At 55.5% G+C, this 22,526-nt stretch carries 18 protein-coding genes and 5 pseudogenes; 11 read left to right on the top strand and 12 right to left on the bottom strand.

Features of this window, described 5'->3' with window-relative positions:
- Positions 1 to 285 precede the first annotated feature (285 nt).
- The gene (locus tag PR018_RS25725; RefSeq protein WP_142832610.1) at positions 286 to 561 is read right to left on the bottom strand and encodes a hypothetical protein; all 276 of its coding nucleotides are present in this window, start codon (positions 559 to 561) and stop codon (positions 286 to 288) included.
- 901 nt (positions 562 to 1,462) lie between these two features.
- Here PR018_RS25725 and PR018_RS25720 point away from each other — a divergent pair.
- Both PR018_RS25720 and PR018_RS25715 read left to right on the top strand, forming a co-directional pair.
- On the top strand, positions 1,463 to 1,969 hold the full coding sequence (locus tag PR018_RS25720) for an HAD hydrolase family protein (protein WP_142832611.1): 507 nt from the start codon (positions 1,463 to 1,465) through the stop codon (positions 1,967 to 1,969).
- Positions 1,970 to 2,060: 91 nt separating this feature from the next.
- A complete protein-coding gene (locus PR018_RS25715) occupies positions 2,061 to 3,215 on the top strand; it encodes an IS4 family transposase (RefSeq protein ID WP_142832625.1) in 1,155 nt (384 codons plus the stop codon).
- Positions 3,216 to 3,415: 200 nt separating this feature from the next.
- On the opposite strand, the gene PR018_RS25710 is transcribed toward PR018_RS25715, so the two are convergent.
- The 8 genes and pseudogenes from PR018_RS25710 to PR018_RS25675 form a co-directional block, all read right to left on the bottom strand.
- A protein-coding gene (locus PR018_RS25710) for an IS5 family transposase (RefSeq protein ID WP_279621506.1) occupies positions 3,416 to 4,170 on the bottom strand; the annotation gives its coding sequence in 2 pieces (ribosomal slippage) (positions 3,416 to 3,837 and positions 3,837 to 4,170; 756 coding nt in all).
- Between the two features lie 397 nt (positions 4,171 to 4,567).
- Positions 4,568 to 6,247 (bottom strand): dihydroxyacetone kinase subunit DhaK, encoded by a 1,680-nt coding sequence (locus PR018_RS25705; protein WP_142832493.1) that lies wholly within the window; start codon positions 6,245 to 6,247, stop codon positions 4,568 to 4,570.
- 11 nt (positions 6,248 to 6,258) lie between these two features.
- On the bottom strand, positions 6,259 to 7,254 hold the full coding sequence (locus tag PR018_RS25700; protein WP_142832492.1) for an ABC transporter ATP-binding protein: 996 nt from the start codon (positions 7,252 to 7,254) through the stop codon (positions 6,259 to 6,261).
- Positions 7,247 to 8,344: an ABC transporter ATP-binding protein gene (locus PR018_RS25695; protein WP_142832491.1), complete on the bottom strand. Its 1,098-nt coding sequence runs from the start codon at positions 8,342 to 8,344 to the stop codon at positions 7,247 to 7,249. Before PR018_RS25695 ends, PR018_RS25700 begins: the two co-directional genes overlap by 8 nt.
- Positions 8,345 to 8,348: 4 nt before the next feature.
- On the bottom strand, positions 8,349 to 8,537 hold the full coding sequence (locus PR018_RS25690) for a hypothetical protein (protein WP_142832490.1): 189 nt from the start codon (positions 8,535 to 8,537) through the stop codon (positions 8,349 to 8,351).
- The gene (locus PR018_RS25685; RefSeq protein ID WP_142832489.1) at positions 8,534 to 9,475 is read right to left on the bottom strand and encodes a carbohydrate ABC transporter permease; all 942 of its coding nucleotides are present in this window, start codon (positions 9,473 to 9,475) and stop codon (positions 8,534 to 8,536) included. Before PR018_RS25685 ends, PR018_RS25690 begins: the two co-directional genes overlap by 4 nt.
- Positions 9,472 to 10,419 carry a carbohydrate ABC transporter permease gene (locus tag PR018_RS25680; protein ID WP_142832488.1) on the bottom strand — a complete coding sequence of 316 codons (948 nt, stop codon included), beginning with the start codon at positions 10,417 to 10,419 and terminating at the stop codon, positions 9,472 to 9,474. Before PR018_RS25680 ends, PR018_RS25685 begins: the two co-directional genes overlap by 4 nt.
- Before the next feature lie 103 nt (positions 10,420 to 10,522).
- A pseudogene (locus PR018_RS25675) lies at positions 10,523 to 11,816 on the bottom strand (ABC transporter substrate-binding protein).
- Between the two features lie 294 nt (positions 11,817 to 12,110).
- Between PR018_RS25675 and PR018_RS25670 the strand changes: the two are divergent.
- The 4 genes and pseudogenes from PR018_RS25670 to tnpC (PR018_RS25655) all read left to right on the top strand — a co-directional run.
- On the top strand, positions 12,111 to 13,133 hold the full coding sequence (locus PR018_RS25670) for a LacI family DNA-binding transcriptional regulator (RefSeq protein ID WP_142832487.1): 1,023 nt from the start codon (positions 12,111 to 12,113) through the stop codon (positions 13,131 to 13,133).
- Between the two features lie 179 nt (positions 13,134 to 13,312).
- A complete protein-coding gene (gene tnpA / locus PR018_RS25665; protein WP_142832485.1) occupies positions 13,313 to 13,765 on the top strand; it encodes an IS66-like element accessory protein TnpA in 453 nt (150 codons plus the stop codon).
- Positions 13,762 to 14,115: an IS66 family insertion sequence element accessory protein TnpB gene (gene tnpB / locus PR018_RS25660; protein WP_142832484.1), complete on the top strand. Its 354-nt coding sequence runs from the start codon at positions 13,762 to 13,764 to the stop codon at positions 14,113 to 14,115. Before tnpA (PR018_RS25665) ends, tnpB (PR018_RS25660) begins: the two co-directional genes overlap by 4 nt.
- Before the next feature lie 61 nt (positions 14,116 to 14,176).
- Positions 14,177 to 15,222 (top strand): annotated as a pseudogene (gene tnpC, locus PR018_RS25655) (IS66 family transposase); the annotation flags it as partial.
- Between the two features lie 252 nt (positions 15,223 to 15,474).
- Here the strand turns inward: tnpC (PR018_RS25655) and PR018_RS25650 are convergent.
- A complete protein-coding gene (locus tag PR018_RS25650) occupies positions 15,475 to 16,500 on the bottom strand; it encodes an IS110 family RNA-guided transposase (protein ID WP_142832483.1) in 1,026 nt (341 codons plus the stop codon).
- 70 nt (positions 16,501 to 16,570) lie between these two features.
- On the opposite strand from PR018_RS25650, the pseudogene tnpC (PR018_RS25645) reads away from it, so the two are divergent.
- Both tnpC (PR018_RS25645) and PR018_RS25640 read left to right on the top strand, forming a co-directional pair.
- A pseudogene (gene tnpC / locus PR018_RS25645) lies at positions 16,571 to 17,206 on the top strand (IS66 family transposase); the annotation flags it as partial.
- 218 nt (positions 17,207 to 17,424) lie between these two features.
- Positions 17,425 to 19,068 (top strand): hypothetical protein, encoded by a 1,644-nt coding sequence (locus PR018_RS25640; protein ID WP_142832482.1) that lies wholly within the window; start codon positions 17,425 to 17,427, stop codon positions 19,066 to 19,068.
- 205 nt (positions 19,069 to 19,273) lie between these two features.
- Here the strand turns inward: PR018_RS25640 and PR018_RS25635 are convergent.
- Positions 19,274 to 19,600 (bottom strand): annotated as a pseudogene (locus PR018_RS25635) (transposase); the annotation flags it as partial.
- Between the two features lie 68 nt (positions 19,601 to 19,668).
- Between PR018_RS25635 and tnpA (PR018_RS25630) the strand changes: the two are divergent.
- The 3 genes and pseudogenes from tnpA (PR018_RS25630) to tnpC (PR018_RS25620) all read left to right on the top strand — a co-directional run bounded on the left by tnpA (PR018_RS25630) (position 19,669) and on the right by tnpC (PR018_RS25620) (position 22,174).
- The gene (tnpA, locus tag PR018_RS25630) at positions 19,669 to 20,115 is read left to right on the top strand and encodes an IS66-like element accessory protein TnpA (RefSeq protein WP_142832601.1); all 447 of its coding nucleotides are present in this window, start codon (positions 19,669 to 19,671) and stop codon (positions 20,113 to 20,115) included.
- 11 nt (positions 20,116 to 20,126) lie between these two features.
- Positions 20,127 to 20,465: an IS66 family insertion sequence element accessory protein TnpB gene (gene tnpB / locus PR018_RS25625; protein ID WP_107592581.1), complete on the top strand. Its 339-nt coding sequence runs from the start codon at positions 20,127 to 20,129 to the stop codon at positions 20,463 to 20,465.
- 45 nt (positions 20,466 to 20,510) lie between these two features.
- A pseudogene (gene tnpC / locus PR018_RS25620) lies at positions 20,511 to 22,174 on the top strand (IS66 family transposase).
- On the opposite strand, the gene PR018_RS25615 reads toward tnpC (PR018_RS25620), so the two are convergent.
- A complete protein-coding gene (locus PR018_RS25615) occupies positions 22,155 to 22,388 on the bottom strand; it encodes a DUF6429 family protein (RefSeq protein WP_142832602.1) in 234 nt (77 codons plus the stop codon). The pseudogene tnpC (PR018_RS25620) and the gene PR018_RS25615 overlap by 20 nt on opposite strands.
- Positions 22,389 to 22,526 lie beyond the last annotated feature (138 nt).

Raw genomic sequence — 22,526 nt, 5'->3', positions numbered from 1 at the left:
TGCATTCAAATGCGGATACCGTGTACAATAAAATAAATATTCTTGTCTCAACATTAATTTGCAATTTATACAACATCCCCAAACATACTGAAAATCATCAAATACAAATGATATAAAACCAGCCCAGACTTGGACAAATGCATTTTATTCTAGGCTTCGATTTGAATTGTAGACATTTAGTTTTTAATTTTGGCTGTGATACGATCAATCACAAGACCGAGGAAATCACGATCGGCGAACGACGTCTTGACATAGGCGAACCAAATGAAAAATCTCGCAAGCTTATCAAGATCTCCAATGACAGGATAGCCGGGGTGAGTCTTTGAAATCATTATGCCTCTTTCTAGCACCGTCATGATTGGATTCAAGCCCGAGGGCAATCCACCGGGCTATCGGCCAAGCAGTTTTTTGCTCATTGAAATGGTCCGCAAGATCTTGACCTTCACCGGAAAAATCAGCGATGTGGGATGACTTGATCCGCTTCGCTGCTTTGCGTGCTTCCTTATTCTCCTTCAACTTTTCCTTCAAACGCTCCCAGTTCACGGCGAACTTGATCTGCATAAACAGGCCATCAAAAATTAAATATTGAGAAGGAAAAAATAAAGATTTAAATATCGGTTGAATACGTTCTCGATGTTGTCAAAAATGAATGTAGTAGTTTCAGGACCGATCATTGCTACAATATCAACCGTGTCCGGCGATGAACTTGCGGAAGCCATGATAGCTTGGTTTTTATGATAAGAAGGTTGTACCGGTAAACTGAATTTATAGCGATGTTAGAACGTCTGTATGGTAAGCCTTTACGTCACGCGATAAGACTTGCTGGCAAATCTTATCTGCAAAGCTATATGGTATGGATGTAGGCGATTTAAAAACCCTCCAATTCAAACAACCAAGGCAAATGACTCCAAAAACATCCTGCGACTTAGCTGTACCACATGAATTAATGTTTCAATCAAACGCTATCGAGAACAGAAATTTTCAAAAATTGCTATACCTAAATTTCTCGCTGGGACCGTATGTCCAAGTCATAAAATGACGTAAGCGCATATGTAATCACGTAGAAAAGAGCACCCAGCTGTCTATAAAATGAGTTATTCACGTCTTATTTCTCATCAACTCCCATTATCCGGCCCCATATACAATCTTAAACACTCTTTGATATGGCGTCTCTTCTCACAAGCTGCTTGGGCATGGACTTGCCTGAGATTACGCAGAAGGCCAAGAAGGTGTTTTATTTTATCATTTCGAATTAAATTATGCTTATAGATACGTACTGACTTGGTGTTTTTGACAGCTGGCTTTTGCTCTTGATATCGATGGAACCATAACTCCACCCGGTGCAAATGTTGGCCAGAGAGCCCTTAGAGTTCTCGCAAGGATCCCCGATCAGACTTTTCTTATTACCGCGCAGGCTGAAGATTACGTTCAAAGGATTGGGGTAGGAGACCATCCCAATCTCGTGACCGAGAAGGGCATGATGATAAAGATCAACGACCGGGTCATTCATCGGGCATCTAGCCCTGCTGAAGTCCACAATTTCACCGAGCAGATGGAAAGCCTTATCAGCAGCTTGAGTTATCCTTTTATCCTCAACAAAAAGACTGCTGGTTATGCCGTCGGCTGGAAAGAAGGTGTTGATGAAGCCGAAAATCAGCAGGTTCGTGAACTGATGGACAATCAGGTGTCGGAGAGCGGCCAAAAATTCATTGTGGACGCAACTGCTGCCTTCCTTGATCTCACTCTCAGGGATCTCAGCAAGGCCCAGGCGCTGAAAACTGTGATGGAGAGGGTCCAAGGCAAGACCTGGATCGCTTGTGGCGATAGTGCCAACACTGATGGTCCGATGCTTGTTCAGGCAGGTAGCGGTATCATGGTAGAGAAAAGCTTCCGACAATTTCCAGTCGCTGATGGATATGAAGACATCCTGGAGGTTCTGGAAATAGTTGCAGAAATGGTCGGAAAATGATGTCGCATATCTCAGGCATCCCCTCATTTTGAGATGACGTAGGGCGGGAAAGATGATTCTGCATTTCCGTTCGAACGGAGAGCAGAGTCAGATGAACGGCAAGGCGGAGTTTTCTTCTGAAGCGGTGCATTCCTTTGTTGACGAACTTTTTGGCGAGGGCCTGCACGCGAAGCGGGTAACGTCGCTGGCGAAGGCGACGGTTGGCACGCTGCAGGCGTCGTCGCTGGCGGTGAGCGCGATTGGCCACGGTCTTGCGCTGGCCGAAGGAGGGCTCTCGCGTCATGCGATCAAGCAGGTCGACCGGATGCTGTCGAACGACGGGATCGAAGTCGACGCGCTGATGGCCGACTGGGCCGACTATTGTCTTGGTAGCCGCACCGATATCGTCGTCGCCATGGACTGGACCGACTTCGATGCCGACGGGCACTCGACCCTGATGCTGTCGCTGCTTACCGAACATGGCCGGGCGACGCCACTCCTGTGGTTGACGGTACGCAAGGCGGAGCTGAAAGCGCGGCGCAATCAGTATGAATACTGGATCGTGACCCGGCTTGCCGAGCTGTTGCCAACAGAAGTGAAGGTGCTGCTCGTCGCCGATCGCGGCTTTGGCGACGCCAAGCTCTACGGCGTCCTAAAGGACGAGCTGCACTTCGACTATGTCATCCGCTTTCGCGGCAACATCCAGGTGACGACCGGCGGTGAGAGCCGTCCGGCGAAGGAGTGGATCGGCCCCTCGGGACGTGCCAGGCTGCTGCGCGAGGCGACAGTCACGGCGCAGGGATGCCCCGTCGGTGCGGTCGTGTGCGTCCACGCCAAGGACATGAAAGAGCCATGGTGCCTCGCAACCAGCCTGACCAAGGTGACGGCAAAGATCCTCATTGATCTTTACTCCCGGCGCTGGGGCATCGAATGCGCGTTTCGCGATGCCAAGGATTGGCGGTTCGGGATGGGCATGTCGGCAACCCGCGTCTCCACGCCCGCTCGGCGCGACAGGCTGTGGTTGATCGCCGCTCTTGCCATTGTGCTCCTAACCCTGCTGGGCGCTGCCGGAGAGGCCATCGGCTACGACCGCCATCTGCGCACGAGCACGACATCGCGACGCGTGCATTCACTCTTCCGGCAGGGCGTGATGTACTATCAACTGATCCCCAACATGCCCGAGGAAAGATTACGCCCTCTCATCCTACAGTTCGAGACGCTCTTCCGCGACCATCAAATCCTCAAACGTACTTTCGGGATCATTTGAATGAGGGGATTCCTGAGGTCGCATATCTGCTCCTGTTGTGTGGTTTCGAGCTATGTCTTGTTGTTTTTCTTGTATTCCGATGCGATGTATTTCCCTTTCATATACCAGTCCTTTTATAAATAAAGCTCGATTTTATTCTTTAGTATATGGCTTATTTCGTTGGGTCAATTATTCCATTCTTAGGCTCAGGACTCGTTAAATCAGAGCCAGAAGATAACGGCGGCCGCGATGCATATGCTTGAGAAGAAGGTGTGAGCGCAACGGTCGTATCGGGTGTGAATTCGCCTCCAGTCCTTGAGCCTGCCGAACATGTTTTCGATCTTGTGCCGCTTTTTGTAGAGCGCTGGATCGTGCGGGATCGGCACCTTGCGGTTTGCCCGTGATGGAATGCAGGCCGTTATCTTGCGTTGCGCCAAGGCGTCTCGAAACCAGTCGGCGTCATATCCCTTGTCGGCAAGAAGCGTCTTTGCCTTGGGAAAAGCATGCAGCATCCGCGCGGCACCTTTGTAGTCGCTCATCTGCCCTTCGCTCAAAAGCAGGATCAGTGGCCGACCGTGACCATCGCAAACAGCATGCAGCTTGGAGTTCAACCCGCCTTTGGTGCGTCCGATACGTCGGGGAACATCCCCTTTTTTAGCAGGCTGGCTGCGGTGCGATGGGCTTTCAAATGGGTCGCGTCGATCATCAATTGCTCAGGCTTGCCCCGCTTTGCTGTCAGTTCGGCCAGTATGCGATTGAACACCCCGAGCCTGCTCCACCGGATGAAGCGGTTGTAGATCGTCTTGTGCGGCCCATACTCTTTGGGAGCGTCACGCCATCGCAACCCATTGCGCAGAACGAAGATGATGCCGCTCAAGACACGCCTGTCATCCACGCGCGGAACGCCATGCGATAGCGGAAAATAAGGCTCGATACGGCGCATTTGCGCGTCTGACAAAAACATCAAATCACTCATGGCGGTCCCTCCGTTCGATCCCAGTGAACCAGAACCGAGGAAACCCCGCAAGCTATTTAATAGGTCCTGAGCCTAAATATAATCAATAAATTAATCGATAACCACATAGAAATTTCATGTTTAAAAATTCAAAACAAAATTATATTACTTAAATATTTCCATCCATAAGAAAATAATCTTGTATACCGACATCAAAATTCAATGGCGGGCTCGGCAAATGCGGATCAGCAATGGTGGCAAACATATTTTACATATCAATATATCCTGCCAGTAGAAGCAATTGCTTCTACTGGGGGAAGCAATTGCTGGAGCCCGATGATAGGATCGATTTTTTCTGATCCAAACAGGTGCCAAATTCCATGTGCGTGTGCGTCTGCGTCTGCGTCTGCGACGATTATCACCCTGTCACGCTCATAGCGACGGTCTTTTCGCCAGCTGATTGACCGGTGAAGTCGGGCCGCACCGCCAGGTACTCGAACAGTCGGGCAACGGCCTCTGCTCCGGGATCGACATGACCTTCCAATTGCTTTGCATTGACATATGCAGCACGTCCCGCCTTTGCGTGGATAAGTGTTGCCGTTAGGTCAGCTCCTGCACGTGCTGCTTTAGCTGCGGGGGCGAAACCTTGTTCGAGTGCGTCGAGTGCAGGCAAGAGAGCATCGACCATTGTCCGGTCGCCAAGCCGCGCGCCACCAATCTCCTGCATTCTATAGAGGCCGGCCTTTAATGCATCGCGGATCGTCAGCCCACTTGATGCACCATCACCAGCGGCAGCAAAGAAAATCGCGAGGAGCACACCCGATGATCCGCCCATGGTCTGGCTGAGTTCCTGGCCCATGGCCCGGAAGAGTTGCGTATGATCGGATAGCGGGAGGCGATCGAGCGCACCGATCAGGGCGCGCGCAGCGCTGGACAATGTTGAGCCGGTGTCGCCGTCACCAGACTTGGCGTCCAGGGCATTCAGATCCTTTTCCGCCTCGATGAGAAGCGAGCAGCAATCATGGAGGAACTCACGGGTGGCTTTGTGCTGGGACGGAATAGGTGCGATTGGCGTCAAACCGTCGGGCAGAGCGAGGATAGAGACGGGTTTGACGGCCGCAAGCCCCGGCCATGCTGGAAGGTCCACCGGTGCCTGCAGAAGCGCCAGTTCTGCCGTTTCGGCAGGAAATACCGAGATCGAAAATCCCTGCATGTCGAGTGACGTCATCAACTGCGCCGGACCAATGATGTGAGTAATCTTGCTGCCGATCTTGGATTGGATCAGCTCATAAATCACTACCGACATCTCCAGGATCGAGGTGCCGCCAAGGTTGTTGACGAGGGCCACGTGAGGTTTATCTGACATCGACGCAGCGAGGCGATCGACCATTGCGGCCACAGCGCCCTTTGCACCTGAATATTCGATCTGCTCGACGCCGGCTTCGCCGTGAATCCCAAGACCGAGCTCGGCGTGCCCTTCGGGGATCCGATTCTCCTTGGGAGAGCCAGGGACTGTGCAGGTGTCGAGCGATATGCCGATCGAGCTCGTGTTCTGGATTACACGGCGTGCGGCCTTGATAACCGCGTCTAGATCCGCACCGCTTTCCGCCACGGCACCCGCGATCTTGTGGACGAGAAGTGTTCCTGCCACACCCCGAGCCTGAGGGAGTTCCGGCAGCGCGATGTCGTCGTCGACGATCACCATGCTGACGTTCAAGCCGTATGCGCGCGCGCGTTCGGCTGCAAGCCCGAAGTTAAGGCGGTCACCGGTATAGTTCTTTACGATGAGCAAGCAGCCCGCTGGTCCTGTGACAGCCAGGATACCGGCAAGGATCGCGTCAACGCTGGGCGATGCAAAAACATCACCGCAAACGGCGGCGGTCAGCATTCCCCTGCCAACGAAGCCGGCATGTGCGGGCTCATGGCCTGATCCACCGCCGGAGACGAGCGCCACCTTGCTCTTGTCCCAATCGGATCGGACGATGACACGGATGTGCGGATATCCGTCCAGACGGACGAGTGCACCGCCAGATGCCGCGAGCACTCCCTCCAGCGCTTCCGTGACCGCATTTTCCCTGCTGTTGAGGAACTGTGACATTATTGTCTCCCTTAAACTAAGCGCATGCCGTCCACATCGAAGTAGAGCGGCTTGTTTGGCTTGATCTTGATGGTTTCGCCGCCCTTGAGTTCGGTATGGGCGTCGGTGACGGTGATAAGGTTGTGCGTCTTGAACATGAGATGGAGGCGGGTCTGATCGCCCAGATGTTCGACGCGGGTTACTGTCGCATCCTGACCATCACACTGACCGATATGTTCCGGCCGCAAGCCAATGGATTTGGCCTTTGCCGGCGCACCGGGAAAGAGTTCCGCAGGGACGACATTAATGCGTGGCTGCCCGAGGCGGGTCGCCGCATACAGGCTGACGGGTTGTTCGTAGATCTCGCGTGGAGAGCCGAACTGGACAAGCTTGCCGTTCTGGAGGACGCCGACATGGGTTGCCATCGTCATCGCTTCGACCTGATCGTGGGTGACATAGAGCAAAGTCGCACCCGATTTGGCCTGGATGCTCTTGAGCTCGATGCGAAGATCGGATCGGAGCTTGGCGTCGAGCGAACTTAAAGGCTCATCCATCAGGTAGATTTGCGGGTTTCTGACCAACGCGCGTCCGATGGACACACGTTGCATTTCGCCACCCGAAAGGGCTGTCGCCTTGTTATCGAGCTTGTGTGAGATCTGCAGGATTTCTGCAATCGCCTTCACTTTCTCGTTTATGACATTTTGCGGTGTCTTCAGCAGCGGCGACTTCAATGGGAATTCCAGGTTCTGGCGCACCGAGAGATGCGGATAGAGGGAATACTGCTGGAAGACCATTGCGACATTGCGCTGCGCGGGCGTGAGACCGCGCATTGAGCGTCCGCCAATGATAACATCACCGCTGTCGGGCGTGTCCAGCCCGGAAACCATTCGCAATGTCGTTGTCTTGCCGGCACCTGTCGGGCCGAGAAGAACGACAAACGATCCATCCGGGACGACCATCGAAACGCCGTCGAGGGCGCGATGGCCGGCGAATGACTTGTTTATGCTTTTGAGGATGACTTCAGCCACGACGCAGCACTCCTTCATTGGCCTCGGAGATAAGGGCGTTTCCGCTTGCCGAGTCGAAGATGGTCAAGGTTTTGGTATCGAAATCGAGACCAATCAGTTCATCGACACGGGCGGACTGGTTCGAGCGGGTTCGAGCCTTGATTGCTCCGTGTGCGGTATCGATTGTGACGATCTGGGTCGTACCGAGATATTCGGTGGCGACCACACGGCCCCGAAACGATGAATCATCCCTGAACCTGACATGTTCGGGTCTCACACCAAGCGCGAGCTTCCCTTGGCGTTCGTCTCGGGAGGCTGGAACCTTCACGTCGTACCCGCAGAGGCTAACCTGATTACCACCGGCTGCCATTACGCCTTCAAATTCCAAGAAATTCATGGGTGGCGAGCCGATGAACTTGGCGACGAACTTCGTCGCCGGCCAGTCATAGATCTGTTGAGGTTTGCCGAATTGCTCGACGACCCCGTGGTTCATCACAACGATCTTGTCGCCCATCTGCATGGCTTCCAGCTGATCATGTGTCACGTAAACAGTGGTGGCGCCCATGCGATCATGCAGAGCGCGCAGCTCTTCCGCCATGTGCTCACGAAATTCAGCGTCGAGTGCGCCGAGCGGCTCGTCCATAAAGAATGCTTTCGGGTTGCGCACGATGGCACGGCCGAGTGCGACGCGCTGGCGATCGCCGCCGGATAGGCGGCCGACGGGTTTGTCGAGGATGCTCTCGATTTGCAGAATCTTCGCCACCTCGGCGACACGCTTGGTGACCTCCGCCTCGCGCATGCCCTGGCTGACCAGGGGATAGGAAATATTCCTGCGGACGTTCATATGGGGATAAAGAGCGAACATCTGGAAGACGAAGGCGATATCCCGCTCGCCTGCCCTTTTCATGCCGACCTCTTCGCCGCCGATGTAGATTTCGCCGCTGGTTGGAAGCTCAAGGCCGGCCATCATTCGCAAAGTGGTCGTCTTGCCGCATCCGGAAGGGCCGAGAAGCATGAAGAACTCTCCGTCCTCCACGGTGAAGGTGGAAGACTTTACCGCGTTGAATGCCCCAAAATCCTTGCGCACATTCTGAATTCTGATCTGTGCCATGGGTTCACTCCGGGAAATGGCTGACGATGATGAACATCACTGTGCCCACAAGCGTCACGATGAATGAGTAGGAGTAGAGCGATAGGGACAGTGGCTGCATCAACATGACGACGCCAAGCGCAATCAGGATGGATGCCAGCATTTCCCATGCGTCGCGCCGAAGACGAAACAGGCGATTGAGAAAGATCGTCATTTGCGAACCGCTCCGAAGGTGATGCCGCGCAAAAGATGTTTGCGAAGCAGGATGGTGAAGACCATGACCGGAACCAGGAAGATCGTTGCTCCGGCGGCCACTGCCGGCCAATCCTGGCCGCTGACGCCGATGATGGTCGGGATGAACGGCGGTGCTGTCTGCGCATTGCCTGAGGTCAGGAGAACGGCAAAGGCATATTCGTTCCATGCGAAGATCAGGCAGAAGATTGCGGTTGAGGCGATGCCGGTAACGGCCTGCGGCAGCGCGACTTTGTAAAAGGCCTGGAAGCGCGTGTAGCCATCGATGAGGGCAGCTTCTTCGTATTCGATCGGGATCTCGTCGATGAAGCCCTTGAGCAGCCACACGGACAGGGACAGGTTGACCGCTGTATAGAGAAGGATCATGCCAGCATGCGTGTCGCTGAGGCCCATGGAGCGGAACATCAGGAAAATTGGGATGGCGACGGCGATCGGCGGCATCATGCGTGTCGAAAGAATGAAGAACAGCAGGTCGTCCTTAAACGGTACCTTGAACCGCGAGAAGGCATAGGCAGCGGCCGTGCCGAGAGCGATACAAAGTACGGTCGAACTAAACGCGATGATGACGGAGTTCGTGAACCGCTCGGCAAAACGGGACGCACCCGTAATGACCACACCTTCTTTACGAACCAGTTTGTCGTACCAGGTCGTCGGCTCTCCGAGCGCCTTGAGTTGCTCCTCAGGCACACGGGTACGCGTGGTGAAGAGGTTGACATATCCTTCGACCGTCGGTTCGAAGATCATTTTGGGGGGATAGGCGATCGCGTCTGCAGGCGATTTGAACCCCGTGCCGATGATCCACAAAAGCGGAAGGAGTGTGATTGCGGCGTAGAGGATAACCAGAATACCGGCGAACCACTTCTGACGCCCCGAAGGCTCGGTTACGGAATAGCTGCTCATCTCTGTTTCACCTTGTTCAGAGCTTTGACGTAGATCGACGCCAGGCCGAATACGGTAACGAATAAAATGACGGCATAGGCGGATGCATAGCCAGTTCGCCACTGCTCGAAAGCAGCGCGCTTCAGGTTGATCGAGGTCAGTTCGGTGATCGAACCGGGACCGCCGCCCGTCAACTGGACCACCAGATCGAACATCTTGAAATTTTCGATGCCGCGGAAGAGAACCGCCAGCATCAGGAACGGCAGCACCATTGGAATGGTGATCGTCCAGAACTGGCGCCACTTGCTCGCACGGTCGCATTCGGCCGCCTCATAGATGCTGGCCGGTATGGAACGCAGGCCGGCAAGGCAGATCAGCATCACGAAGGGCGTCCACATCCAGGTATCGACGATGACGATCGCCCAGGGCGCCAAAGACGTACTTGCAATCATCGAGAAGCTGGAGGGTTCGTTCCCTGTGAGGAAGCCAACCACGTAATTGAACAAGCCTATTTGCGGCTGATAAAGGAAAGTCCAGAAGTTGCCGACAACCGCGGGACTCAGCATCATCGGAAGCACGATGATCGTCGTCCAGAGGTCATTGCCGCGGAATTTCTTGTTGATCAGATAGGCAAGCGAAAAGCCGATCAGCACCTGCAGGACGATGGTCCAGATCAGGAAATGCGCGGTCGCCTGCATGCTCTGCCAGATATCGTTGTCCGTCAGAATGCTGATGTAATTGCGCAAGCCGACGAACTCGACAGGTGCGTTGGGCCGGTTGACCCTGATATTCGTGAAACTAAGCCTGATCGTCCAAATCAATGGAAAGATGTTGATGGCGAGTAGCAAGACGATCGAGGGCGCTACAAAAATCCAGGCTATGGCGCGATCAGAAAGACCTTTGACGCGTGCCGCGATTGCGGGCGGAGTCGCGCTGGCGACCCGGTCGATCGGTGAATGGAGCATGTCCGTCTCCTTGGCATAGATATGAGTGGTGGGCAGGACCGGCACGCTCCGCGTGGCCGGCCCTGCAGTGACGCTTACCGCTGGGAGGAAGCGTGTATAAGCGTCAGTATTTGCCTTCGTCCTCGAAGACGGCCTTCCAATCCTTGGCCAGGCCATCCAGGGCTTCCTTCGCGGTACCTTGGTTTGCAACCACATAGTCGTGGAAGCGCTTCTGCGATGCCTGGAGAAGAGAAGCAAGACGGTTCGGCCCAGAAATCCTTCACGATCGCCATCGAATCAAGGAACGGCTTTGCATAAGGCTGGCTGGAGGCGAAGCTGGGATCCTCAACCACCGCCTGCAGGGCGGAATAGCCGCCGAGCTTCCACCATGTCTGCTGGATGTTGGGCTGGCCGAACCACTTGATGTAATCGAGAGCTTCCTTCTGTTTTTCGGAGGCCGCGACGACAGAAATGCCCTGGCCGCCGAGCTGGGCAAACTGCCCGCCCTTCGGGCCGGCCGGGTTGGGGAAGTAGCCCGACTTGTCGCCGCCGACATTGGCGTCAGCGTTGATGCCCGGCCATGTAAAGGTGAAGTTCATCTGCAGCGCCACCTGACCGGACCGGTAGGCGTCGACGTCCTGGGTCATGTACGCGTCGGAGTGGCCCGGCGGCGTGCAGCAATCGTAGAGCTTTTTGTATTCTTCAAGGCCGGCAACCGCGTCCGGTGAGTTCACGAAGCCGTCGAGATCATAAGGCTTGTTCGGATTCTGATATTCGAAACCGTAGCTGTAAAGCGCGTTCGTGGCGCCCATCGTAATACCTTCGGAACCACGTTCCGTGTAGATCGCTGCGCCATAGACCTTCTTACCGTCGATCTCACGGCCTTGGAAGAATGTCGCGATGTCGACCAAATCGTTCCAGTTCTTCGGAACCGCAAGATCGCGTCCATATCTCTGCTTGAAGTCGGCCTGGATGTCGGGGCGCTCGAACCAATCCTTGCGGTAGGTCCAGCCGACCACGTCACCGAACGCCGGCATTGCCCAATAGTGGGGTGAGTTCTTCGGCCATTCCGCGTAACCAACGACGGTCGCGGGGATGAAGTCCTCCATCTTGATTCCTTCCTTTTCGAAGAAATCATTGAGCTTGACGTATTGGCCATTCTCGGCAGCGCCGCCAATCCACTGGCTGTCGCCGATCAGGAGGTCACAGAGTTTTCCGCCGGAATTCAACTCGTTGAGCATACGGTCGGCAAAGTTGGGCCATGGCACGAATTCGAAGTGCATCTTGTTGCCGCTCTTCTCCTCGAATTCCTTACTGAGCTCCACCAGAGCGTTGGCGGGATCCCATGCCGCCCAACACAAAGTAAGATCAGCGGCCTGCGCGTCAGAAGCCGATGCCATAACCACAGCGGTATACATCCCGGCAGCAAGTGCCGAGCACGAGAAAAGGGACTTCATTGGTATCCTACCGTTGACCTCTCGACCTCCATCGAGAGGAATAGAAACGTTACGACAAGGGCGCAGCGGTTTAAAAAGCGCTGTAGCCGAGTTAGTCGACTTTCCGTTCAGGTTTGGCCATTTGGGCCAACACGAAACCTTAATAACTGAGGTGCGCACCTCAGCGCAAGAAGATTTTGAGGTCCGCACATCAATTCTTGCATTTCTCGTCAATTCAGAGGAAATGGAAGTGATCAAATCGTTTTAGGAGTTGGCATGCGGCCGACAGCAAAAGACCTCGCAGAGGCTGCGGGCGTCAGCCTCGCGACGGTCGACCGCGTATTGAACGGTCGGCCTAACGTGAGCAAGAAAGCCGTAAGGCAAGTCAACGAAGCCATCCATCGGATTGGCTTTGTTCCTAACCCCGCAGCCGTGAGCCTCGCACGCAATAAAAGCTATCGATTTCGTTTTGTCCTGCCAAACTCGGGCGATCTGTACCTCCGAGAGCTTATAAGGCGCGTAGAGGAATTGAAATCAGCGCTACAGGGCGATCTCACTTACCTCGATTACATCCAGATCGCGACTGACGACGCACATGGCGTTGCGAAGTATCTTAGCAGAGCCGAGGAAGAAGATATTGACGGCTTAGCACTGATGGCGCCGGAGTCGCCCCAGGTCCGCGATGCGGTCGCTCGTCTCCTTAAGCGTAACATCAAGGTCATTCAGTTCCTATCCGGGCAAGAGAAACTCGCCACGGCCGATTTTGTCGGTGTGGACAACTTTGCAGCGGGAGCCACGGCCGGAAAATTGATTGGCAGGCTTTCCTTTCACAGGCAGGGCAAGGTGATGGTTGTCGCTGAGAGGATGCAATCTCTGGACAGCATCCAGCGGCGCCACGGCTTCGACAGCGTCATAAATCAGCATTTCCCCGATATCAGAGCTCTTCCGTCCATCGAAACGCACGCCGATGAACGTCGCGCAAACCAGATCATCGAGCGCGTCCTCGAGAACAACAAGGACATTATCGCGGTCTACGTATTGAGTGCTGAGGCCCGGGTGCCGCTTTCGGCGATCGCCGCACATTCAGATCTTTCTAACCTCACGGTAGTGGTCCACGAACGCACGATCTTCACTGAAGAGGCACTGCGCGACGACCGCATTGACGCGGTCATCGCGCAGGATCCGGGCCACGCAGTTCGCAGCGCAGTACGCATCATGCGAGCACGCGCCGATGCCAAGGAGCCGTTGGCGGCGCAAGAGAAGATCAGAATCGAAATTCTTTTAAAAGAAAACCTTTAAATTCTGCCTACTCGGTTCGCGATTTCCTTTAATTGAGGTGCGCACGTCAATTACACAGATTTGAAAGTCTTCGGATTTGAAACGCTTACTGTAAGCGCCGTCTCCGCCCCATTGGATTGGGTGTATTTTGAGGCTTGCTGCATATGCGAGAAGGTTTCCAGTTGTATCTGGAGATTTTCATGGCAGATGATGGATTTGTTGGTCGCTACGAAGTTGTCGAGCCGCGCCGCGGAAACCGGCGTTGGCCGGATGATGTGAAGGCGCGGATCGTGGCGGAAAGCTTTGAGCCTGGTGTTCGCGTTGTGGATGTCGCGCGCCGTCACGGCGTTATAGCAAACCAGCTTTCCGATTGGCGACGTCAGGTGCGCGACGGCATTCTGGTGCTGCCGTTTGCGGCGGCAACGACGCCGTCGGAGCACGATGGTATCGAGCCGGCATTCGTGCCTCTGGCAATCGCTGCGGATGCGCCTGAGCCTGTCAATCGGTTGCCGCTGCCGAAGCTGGCCTCCGACGGGCCGAAGGTGCAGGTTTTGACGTTGGAGATTGGCTCAGACGTTGTGATGCGGGTTCCGAACGATGTGCCCGTTGAACGGGTCGCCGCTCTGGTTCGCGCTGTGCGAGGAGCGCCATGATTGTCGCGGGCCAACGACTGCCGATCCTGATCGCAACGCGTCCGGTGGACTTCCGCTGTGGGCATCAGGCGCTGGCTCTGATGGTGCAGACCGAGTTGAAGCTCGATCCACATTCCCGGATTACGGTCATCTTCCGGTCGAAGCGCGGAGATCGTCTGAAGATCCTGGTGTGGGATGGCAGCGGAATGGTGTTAATATATAAAATTCTGGAACAAGGCAGCTTTGCTTGGCCCAAGGTTCAGGATGGAACGATGCGTCTTTCCAGGGGTCAGTATGAGGCCATGTTCGAAGGTCTGGACTGGCGACGGGTGATGGCGCAACGGGTGAGTGCGCCGTCTGCAGCGGGGTAAATTCTGGCGGCTCTCGCATTGTTTTATTTGGATTTTTGATGCCATTTTGCTATAAAGCGGCATGTCGCAATCCTTTGATCTCAGCTTGTATCCGGACCTTCCACCAGAGGTCGCCAAAGCCTTCGCGGAGATGCAGTTCGAGCTGTCGGTCGAGCGTGCAGCACGTCAGCACGAGCAGGCAGTTGTGGCCGAAAAGGATGTGTTCATCGCCGAGTTGAAGGAGCTGATCGAGACACTCGAGGGTCAGGTTCATGAATATCGGCGCGCGAAGTTCGGGCCGAAATCGGAAAAGCTTGATCCGGGGCAGATGGAACTGGCACTGGAAGACCTTGAAACGGCGATTGCCGAAACACAGGCGCGGATCGCCGCCGTCGAGAAGAAGATCGAAGCCAGCGCAATCAATCCTGGAGAGGTTGGCGATCCGGACAAGGCCGTTTCTCGCAAGGAGCGTAAGGCCCGTGCACTGCCTGAACACCTGCCTCGGGTCGAGCGCGTGATCGAGCCCGAGAGCATTGTTTGCCCCTGCGGTTGCGGCAACATGGTGCGGATCGGCGAGGATCGGACGGAACGGCTCGACCGGGTCCCGGCACGCTACGAGGTGATCGTCACGATCCGCCCGAAATACGCATGTCCCAAGGGGCGAACTGGCGTTGTCCAGGCCAAAGCGCCTGCACATTTGCTGGAAGGGAGCTGGCCGACCGAAGCCCTTCTGGCGGAGATTGCCGTCTCCAAGCATTCCGAACATATGCCGCTCAACCGGCAGGCCGAGGTCATGGCACGACACGGGGTGCCGATAGACCGCACGGTCCTGGCCGATTGGATGGGGCGCACGGGCAGCGAAATCCGGCCGGTGGTCGACCATATGGCTAAACAGCTCCTGTGGGAAAGCACGCGGCTCTATGTCGATGAGACGACCGCCCCGGTTCTTGATCCGGGGCGAGGCAAGACGAAGACGGGTTATCTCTGGGCCGTGCTGCGTGACGACCGCGGCTGGAAGGCTCTGCGCCATCAGGCGTGGTGTTCCATTATCGGCCTGGGCGTAAAGGCGAATATGCCGCTGAAATCCTCGACGGGTTCAACGGCACGATCCAGGTCGATGTGTGTGGACGCCCCGGTAAATGCAAGCAAAATCTTTCTTCGGTACGGGCATGTGGTCGGGTGCTGACGTGTGTTCGGCCTCGTAAAGCGACTTCAACACGTCGCGGGCCCTTATGGAATACGTGGATCAGATCCAATTCGCTTAGGCGTGCTCTGGGCACTCATCGACCTAATGATTCTTCCGATCCTGCTTCTGACCGATTGCCCATAATCCTCCGTTGACCTCACCACATTCCCGACGTCTCGCGGTTCTGTTCTGCCCTAGACAGTACCAGATGCCGGAGCTTGGTAGACGCCGCCGCGAGCCATCAGAGCCCAGGCGGTCCGCGCCAATTTATTCGCCAGAGCCACGGCAACAAGCTTCGGCGGCTTCTTCAAAAGCATTCTTGCCAACCATGAACCGGCAGGCGCTTCGTATCGTCTTGCCCAGCGGACAACCGCCGTTGCTCCGAGAACGAGGAGACGGCGAAGATCGCGCTGCCCCATCTTGGAAACTTTGCCGAGACGGTCCTTGCCGCCGGAGGAGTTTTGTTTAGGCGTAAGGCCGATCCATGCTGCAAAATCTCGCCCCCTTGAGAAGGTCTCCGCGGCCGGTGCCAATGCTTCGATCGCGGTGGCGCAAATCGGGCCGACTCCCGGAATAGTCATCAGCCGCGAGGCAAGTTCATCCTGCCGGGCGCGTGTGCGGAGCTCCTTTTCCAGGACGGCGATCTGTTCGGAGAGGAACACCACTTGTTCCAACAAACCTTTGCAAAGTACCCGCGCAACCTCAGGCAGATCGGAATTCGTTGTGATCTGTTCATGTAGGAGGGGAATGTGCTTGATGCCCTGAGGAATGATCAGGCCATATTCCATAAGATGACCGCGTAACGCATTTATCGTCTGCGTCCGCTGTCGGACCAACAGGTCGCGAACCTTGAACGCCATGGATGAAGCCTGCTTCTCGGCACTTTTGACGCTCACGAACCGCATCGTCGGTCGCGAAGCCGCCTCTGCGATAGCTTCGGCGTCGGCGGCATCATTCTTTTGGCGTTTGATGAAGGGCTTCACGTAAGACGGGTTGATAAGTGTAACCTCATGACCGAATTTGCCGATTTCTCGTCCCCAATAATGGGCGCTGGCGCAGGCTTCCATTGCGACAACACAGATAGGAAGCTGGGCGAAGAACTCAAGCAATCTTCCACGGTTCAGCTTCTTACGAAGAGCGACGCTCCCGTCGGAACCTGAGCCGTGGATCTGGAACACGTTCTTTGCCAGATCCAGGCCGATGATGCTAATCTCATTCATGGACGTCCTCCTTGTAGGTCTAAGCACCCGCACTATGGCACATTTGATGCCGTCGGGGGGCGTCCACTCCACCGCCTACGGTGGTTACTCTCACCTTGCCACGTCGGAGCGTGTGGGCGGCGATCCCTTGAAACTGGCTTTCTGTTGGGCACACGGGCGCAGAAAGCTGATCAAGGCCACGCCGAGGAGCGGATCACCCATCGTTGATGAGGCGCTCATTCGCATCGCCGCGCTCTACAAGATCGAAGACAGTATTCGAGGCAATGAGCCCGAACATCGTCGGGCAGTCCGACAGGAGTTGTCGCTCCCGCTGGTGGACAAGTTCTTCACATGGATCGCGGCTCAGGCTGCACGTGTCTCACGCAAGTCAGATCTTGGAAAAGCCTTGGCATACATGCTGACGCGGCAAGACGGCTTCAGATTGTTCTTAGACGACGGCCATGTCGATATTGACTCCAACCTGGTGGAAAACGCGATCCGTCGCCCGGCCATGAACCGCCGCAATGCGCTCTTCGCCGGCCACGATGAAGGGGGCCGAAATTGGGCCCGGTTTGCCAGCTTGATCGGCACATGTAAAATGAATGGAATTGAGCCTTACGCCTATCTGTGCGACCTCTTCACCCGCCTCGCAAACGGCCACCTCGCCAAAGACATCGATGCCCTAATGCCTTGGGCCTATGCCGCCCGCATCAAGTCCTCACAATGAGCTCGTCAGATACTCGTCGGTGAGCTCACATCCGGACCCAAAGGCAATACCATCAAGCCGCTGCAACTGAAAAATCAATGGGGCGTGGACGCCGCATACCGCTTACTGTATTACAGATGAATTGATTTTTGTGATGAACGCTCAATCGTTGGGATTGCCTAATGCGATGAAAGGCGCAAAATCGACGGAATAGAACCTCTTTGCAGTGGATATGCACCGTGCGCAAGTCCGAGCTGGAAGCATCAGCGATTACATATCTGACGGACTCCATCCGCAGCAGAATTCCTGCCTATGCAGGTGGTAGATTAAATGGTCCACCGCCCTCTGGCTCAAGGACAGAAAATTTACAATCAGACGCCGGTTCGCTCGGCCGCCAAGTGGACGCGATCCTGAGCCGCTCCATTCCTGCCCTGCCGCAGTTCAACAGACAGCGCTTGGGCACCTTGCGGCTCATCAGCGACGCCGGAATAATCGGTACTTCCGATTTGGCGACGATAAACAATGCGGCGAAAGTAGATGAAGTCATCCGCACCATCGACTCAATGAAACCGCGCTTTGCCAATCCAGTCCAGGCAGCTACGATCGGTCATCTGTCGGAGTACCTGCAGCGACACGGACAGATTCCACACTGGGTCAGCCCCGTCGAATTCCCTAAGACTGCTGTTGTTGGGCATCGCGCTGATCTCAGATTACCGGAAAAGCACACCTCCGTTTACACTAGTGGTAATATCAAACACAGAGATCGGTATAACGCCGACCTGCGTGAAATTAACAAGCTCCTCGACACGATAATCCCAGATGGTGCCAGCTACAATGAGGTGCGTCAGCGGGTCATTGATGAGATCGTAACGCATTCCAGTTCTATTCAGAATTGGCTCAAGAGGCAAAGGACCATTGCCGAGACGCGCGGTGCTGAAACCCGGGATTTCATTCCAAATCAATTTCATTATCGCATGAAGGAAGTGACGGACGCCGTAGAGAAAATAATTCGTCCAGAACGGCAAAAGCTGCTGCAGCTAGCTGATAATAAGAATGTGCGCAAACTTGCGCCCGACGAAGTTAAAGATATTGCTCGTTTAATAGCGCAATACCGTTTCAGCTCGGATTCTTCCTATGCTGCAAATGGGGCCACAGAAGCAGCCCACCGCCCAATATCCTATCAACCTCACCCGTATCTAGCATACGACATGCTTGCGGCCGTCCTCTATGACAACCCGCATCGAGCAAGGACAAATCCCATTGCAGCAGAAATGGCAGGTTACGTCGCAAAATCCCTTGATGCAGTTATTCCTCCTAGCCGCGGTAACTTCTACAGCCGTATTTGTTTTCTTAAAACCGTCTCCGACAACAGAGACTTCTGGTTGGCTCCGGGGATGGTGGATATAAATGATCGCCCGGAACTCGCGGCGTTTGTCGGCAGCGGCCAGCTACACACGCTTAAGACAAACAGTCCTGACCAATTCAACGATCTTGTGCGCGATCTGCACGATTTTCATGAAGCATGGACGTGCCGGCTTCTCACAGTGCCCCAGCGGCACTTGGTGCTGGCGGGAGCGAGTAAAGCAGATAAATCTACCGGATTGAAAAAGCCTCAAATATCGGCTGTTCGTCGAGGAATCGAGAGGGCGGGATGTGCGGCTGGCCAGACCAAACTCACATTCAAACCAACGGGGACGAAATCGCTGGCTAACGATAAAAGACGTTCGGATGCGCGTAGGTCATCGATCTCCGATCCTAGTCCTTTCTTTAGGCATGAAATTGGGCAGCGGAACCGCGCCACCGGATCGGACGTGTCAAACATAAGGGAGACGCCACGCGATGCGCTTTCAAAACGAAAGCGTGACGATTCTATCGAACGTTAACATCGAGATTTTTTCAAATATTCTGTAGATGAGATTCCGCTCTCTAACACGCTATTTATCATCAATTATGCAAATTTCATCTCCACTGAAAGTGAGATTGATTACCGCGTGCTCAAACGTGCTCCGAAGAGCGGCCGTCTCGATGGGGATAGTCATTGCGGCACCGTCCTGTCACCCGGGCAACTGTAGCTAAAGCGTGTCGCATTTAATCGCACTCATATCCTGCTGCCTTGAAGTAGTTTTTACATTCTGTGACGGAGAAGAGGTCACAGATTTCGCCAAGCGCGTTGGAGATGGCATCGAAGCTGCGGGCCGCCCGCTTTCGCAGCAGCGTCTTGAGTTTTGAGAAGGCCATCTCGATGGGATTGAGGTCGGGACTATAGGGTGGCAGGAACAGCAGCCAGGCTCCCTTTGCGCGGACCAGCTTTTCGGCCCGCTCGCTCTTGTGGAAGGCGACATTGTCTAGGATGACGACGTCTCCATGCGACAGGGTCGGCGCGAGTTGGGTCTCTATCCAAGCCTCGAAGCTGCGGCTATTCAGTACGCGTCCGAGGAGGGCCGCCTTGCTAAGAAGTGAGGCGAACTGGATGTTCTGTCTATATGGACGTCAATATAGACAGTGTGAGAACCGTGGATTTAACGATAGAGAAGCGGCCGCAAGTTAGCCGTATGGAGATTGTCGATAGCGGGCGGCGTCGCCGTTTCAGCAACGAGGCCAAACTTGCGATCGTGGCGGAGAGTTATTCCGCCCCGCGTCAGGTCACGGCAACAGCACGTCGCCATGGGATCACACGCTTTCAGTTGAACGATTGGCGTAAAGCAGCTCGCGAGGGACGGCTCGGCAGTGGCCGTGGGAGTGAAGGGTTTATTCCTGCACTGTTGGTCCCGGAGCCAGGCATTCCGGTTGTTGCGCCGACCAATTCTTCGACGGCACATAGTGGGCTTATGGAGGTTGTCAGCGCCAATGGTCGCCGTGTGATTGTGGGACGCGATGTCGACGTTGAAGCGCTGCTTCGGATCCTGCGCGGACTGGAGGCGCTGAGGTGAATCCGTTTCCGATGGGAACAGGGGTCAAGGTCTGGCTTTCGACAGGGTATACTGACATGCGCTGTGGCTTTCCTTCTCTGGCGCTTCGGGTGCAGGAGGTTCTGAAGCATGATCCGTTGTCAGGGCATCTCTTCGTCTTCAGGGGTCGCAGATCGGATATTTTGAAGATCATCTGGCACGATGGTCTGGGCGCCTGCCTTTTTACCCGGCGGCTGGAGAAGGGCCGGTTTATCTGGCCGAATATGGAGGGCGGCGCGGTCGCGATCTCACCGGCACAATTGTCTTATTTGTTGTCCGGGATCGACTGGCGCAATCCGCAGGAAACCTGGCGTCCGACACGGATCGGATAGCATTATTGCATTGAAAATATTGAATGAATCTGATCGAATGGCTTCATGACTTCGAAGCCTGTGGACCTTCCTGCGGACCTTGCGAGCGCCTATCTGGCGCTGCTTTCCGAGCGTGAGATGTTACAGGCTGAACGTGATGTCGTTGTTGCCGAGCGCGACACCGTCGTCACTGAACGGGACATTGCGGTGGCGCAAGCCGCCAATGCGCAGGCCATGCTGTCGGACAGTGAGGCCTTGATTGCCAGTCTGGAGCTGGCGATCGAAAAGCTGAGACGCGAACTGCGCGGAAAGCGATCTGAGCGCACGGCGCGCCTGATCGACCAGATGGAATTGCAGCTCGAAGAACTGGTGATGGCGGCGACGGAGGATGAAGCCGCAGCGCAGGCGGCTTCCGCCAAGACCTCGAGCGTGCGTTCGTTCACGCGCAAACGGCCGGTCCGAAAGCCGTGGCCGGAGGATATCGAGCGCGAGCGCGTGGTCATCGATCCCCCGGCCACTTGCGCATGCTGCGGTGGATCACGGCTTTCCAAGCTGGGCGAAGACGTCACCGAGACGCTGGAAGAGATTCCGCGTCGGTTCAAAGTGATCGAGACGGTGCGGGAGAAATTTACCTGCCGTGACTGCGAAGCGATCAGCCAGCCGCCGGCGCCGTTCCATGCGACGCCGCGCGGCTTCATCGGTCCTCATCTGCTGGCGACGATCCTCTTTGACAAGTTTGGAATGCATAGCCCGCTGAACCGCCAGAGCACCCGGTTCAAATGCGAGGGCATCGAGCTTTCGACCTCGACGCTGGCCGACCAGGTCGGGTATGGAACGGCCGCGCTCCTGCCGATCTTTGATCTGATCGAGGCGCATGTCTTCGCGGCCGAGCGCCTTTTTGGCGACGACACCACTATTCCCATCCAGGCCAAAGACAAATGCACGACCGGGCGAATATGGACCTACGTATGCGATGACCGTCCCTACGGCGGCGCGGCGGCGCCGAGCATCCGCAGAAGCACCTGGCCGGGTATGGCGGCATTCTGCAGAGCGATTGCTACAATGGCTTCGAGCCGCTCAGTGTCGCCGAAAAGAAGGTGGTACCGATCACCTTTGCCTTTTGTCATGCGCACGCGCGGCGCAAATTCTTTGAACTGGCTGACATCCAGAAAAATGCCCGCGACCGCAAACGTAAAGGCAAGCCGATCTCGCCGATCGCGCTTGAGGCCGTCCAACGGTACGAGGCGCTGTTTGAGATCGAACGCGAGATCAATGGATTGAGTGCCGAAGAACGGTTGGCCGCGCGGCAGGAAAAGAGCAAGCCGCTGTTTGACGACATGCACGAGTGGCTGAAACGCGAGCGCGCCACGCTCAGCAAATCGTCCGAGGTGATCGAGCCGATCGATTACATGCTGAAGCGATGGGATGGTTTTGCGCGTTTCCTCGACGATGGCCGGATTTGTCTCACGAACAATACGGCCGAGCGCGCTCTGAGAGGAATTGCACTCGGGCGTCGAAACTGGACCTTCGCCGGTTCCCAGCGTGGGGCCGATCGTGCCGCCATCATGCTCTCCGTTATCACGACCTGCCGTCTCAACGACGTCGACCCAAAGGCGTGGCTCGCCGATGTGTTCGCCCGCATCGCCGATCTTCCTGTCTCCCGCCTGCACGAACTGCTGCCTTGGCACTGGAAGTCACACAAAGGAACGGCTATTGCGGCCGCCGCGTAAACAGCTCCCGGAACAATGCTTCCGAACGCTCCAGGCCTTCATCGGTCAGGATCAATGACTTCGACTTGTTGACTGGGTCGCCGATCATGCCCTTCTTGTGAAGCCGATCCGTCGTCGCCCAGTCGAAACCCTTCCAGGCCCAACGCTCGTTATGCAGCGTCAGCCATAACAGCGCCAAAACCGCCTCGTCGATCTTGTCCTCATCGATCTCCATCAACCGACATTACCACGCGCGCTGCTCAAAATCCTGCGGCCCTGCTCGGATGGATACGCTATTCATCGGCCTATCGACAATCCAGGGGGCAACCATTCCATAGGATCGTAGCCCAGCGATGAACGTTTGGGATTTCCA

The sequence above is a fragment of the Rhizobium rhododendri genome, assembly GCF_007000325.2.
Lineage (GTDB): Bacteria > Pseudomonadota > Alphaproteobacteria > Rhizobiales > Rhizobiaceae > Rhizobium > Rhizobium rhododendri.
The sequence above is the reverse complement of the archived record's forward strand: the minus strand, read 5'-3'. Positions and strand labels throughout refer to the sequence as shown.

Bases quoted from the DNA above. Each gene is read 5' to 3' on its own strand.
- tnpA (WP_142832485.1), top strand. From the start codon at position 13,313: ATGGCAGATGATGGATTTGTTGGTCGCTACGAAGTTGTCGAGCCGCGC.
- tnpB (WP_107592581.1), top strand. From the start codon at position 20,127: ATGGGAACAGGGGTCAAGGTCTGGCTTTCGACAGGGTATACTGACATG.
- PR018_RS25680 (WP_142832488.1), bottom strand. From the start codon at position 10,419: ATGCTCCATTCACCGATCGACCGGGTCGCCAGCGCGACTCCGCCCGCA.
- tnpB (WP_142832484.1), top strand. From the start codon at position 13,762: ATGATTGTCGCGGGCCAACGACTGCCGATCCTGATCGCAACGCGTCCG.
- PR018_RS25685 (WP_142832489.1), bottom strand. From the start codon at position 9,475: ATGAGCAGCTATTCCGTAACCGAGCCTTCGGGGCGTCAGAAGTGGTTC.
- PR018_RS25705 (WP_142832493.1), bottom strand. From the start codon at position 6,247: ATGTCACAGTTCCTCAACAGCAGGGAAAATGCGGTCACGGAAGCGCTG.
- tnpA (WP_142832601.1), top strand. From the start codon at position 19,669: ATGGACGTCAATATAGACAGTGTGAGAACCGTGGATTTAACGATAGAG.
- PR018_RS25695 (WP_142832491.1), bottom strand. From the start codon at position 8,344: ATGGCACAGATCAGAATTCAGAATGTGCGCAAGGATTTTGGGGCATTC.
- PR018_RS25650 (WP_142832483.1), bottom strand. From the start codon at position 16,500: ATGAATGAGATTAGCATCATCGGCCTGGATCTGGCAAAGAACGTGTTC.
- PR018_RS25715 (WP_142832625.1), top strand. From the start codon at position 2,061: ATGAACGGCAAGGCGGAGTTTTCTTCTGAAGCGGTGCATTCCTTTGTT.
- PR018_RS25725 (WP_142832610.1), bottom strand. From the start codon at position 561: ATGCAGATCAAGTTCGCCGTGAACTGGGAGCGTTTGAAGGAAAAGTTG.
- PR018_RS25690 (WP_142832490.1), bottom strand. From the start codon at position 8,537: ATGACGATCTTTCTCAATCGCCTGTTTCGTCTTCGGCGCGACGCATGG.
- PR018_RS25615 (WP_142832602.1), bottom strand. From the start codon at position 22,388: ATGGAGATCGATGAGGACAAGATCGACGAGGCGGTTTTGGCGCTGTTA.
- PR018_RS25670 (WP_142832487.1), top strand. From the start codon at position 12,111: ATGCGGCCGACAGCAAAAGACCTCGCAGAGGCTGCGGGCGTCAGCCTC.